This is a genomic window from Salipiger sp. HF18, assembly GCF_011806505.1.
Lineage (GTDB): Bacteria > Pseudomonadota > Alphaproteobacteria > Rhodobacterales > Rhodobacteraceae > Salipiger > Salipiger thiooxidans.
Genome location: NZ_JAATOS010000787.1, coordinates 1 through 1223, shown reverse-complemented (window position 1 = coordinate 1223; position 1223 = coordinate 1). Strand labels below are relative to the sequence as shown.

General features: G+C 68.6%; 1 protein-coding gene. It reads left to right on the top strand.

The genetic code is table 11. The annotated features are described in order from the left end of the window. Positions 1-137: 137 nt before the first annotated feature. The coding region (locus tag HC022_RS26930) for a pitrilysin family protein (RefSeq protein WP_167454418.1) at positions 138-1223 on the top strand (1086 nt) is incomplete at its 3' end.

The window sequence follows — 1223 nt, the reverse complement described above, 5'->3', positions numbered from 1 at the left end:
ACCCCGGCACGCGGGATCCACGGGCCGATGCCGCCGCTTCACGATCGCGCAAGCCCCGCTTGCACCCTTTCCGCATGCGGATAGGTTGGTCGGCGCGTCCGGGGTCCGGACGGCTCAAGAACCGGGGAAAGGTGCCCATGAAGAAGCTCGCCGCGGCCGCCGCCGCCGCCCTCTGCCTTGCCGCGCCACCCGCGCCCGCGCAGGAGTCGCCCGCCACGCCGGAAACGGGTGACCAGGTCTCGACCTTCACCCTCGACAACGGTCTCGAGGTCGTGGTGGTCGAGGATCACCGGGCCCCGGTCGTGGTCCACATGGTCTGGTACAAGGCAGGATCGGCGGACGAGACCGCAGGCCATTCCGGCGTCGCGCATTTCCTCGAACACCTGCTCTTCAAGGGCACCAAGACGCTCGAACCCGGCGAGTTCTCGCGGGTGGTCGCCGAGAACGGCGGCACCGACAACGCCTTCACCTCCTACGACCAGACCGCCTATTACCAGCGCGTCGCCGCCGACCGGCTCGGGCTGATGATGGAGATGGAAGCGGACCGGATGGTGAACCTCGACCTGTCGGAAGAGGACATCCTGACCGAGCGCGACGTCATTATCGAAGAGCGCAACATGCGCACCGAGAACGACCCGTCGGCGCTGATGCGCGAGCAGATGGGGGCGGCGCAGTACCTCAACCACCGCTACGGCGTGCCGATCATCGGCTGGCGGCACGAGATGGAGACGCTGGGTCTTGAGGATGCCAACGCCTTCTACCACCGCAATTACGCGCCCAACAACGCCATCGTCATCGTGGCGGGCGACGTGACCCCGGACGAGGTCCGGCAGCTGGCCGAGGAACATTACGGCCCGCTTGCCGCCACCCCCGGGGTCGGTGCCCCGCGAGAACGCCCGCAGGAACCGCCGCAGAGCGCCGAACGCCGGCTGGTCTTCAAGGACGCCCGCGTCGCGCAGCCCTACGTCATGCGCACCTACCTCGCGCCCGAGCGTGACCCCGGCGCGCAGCGCGAGGCCGCGGCGCTGGTGCTGCTCGACAAGATCCTCGGCGGCGGCCAGACCTCGGTGCTGAACCGCAAGTTGCAGTTCGAGACCCGCAAGGCGCTCTATACCGGGACCTTCTACGACGCGAGTTCCTACGACGACACCACCTTCGGGCTGGTCGTCGTGCCCGCCAAGGGCATGTCGCTGGAAGATGCCGAGGCGGCGCTCGACGGGGCG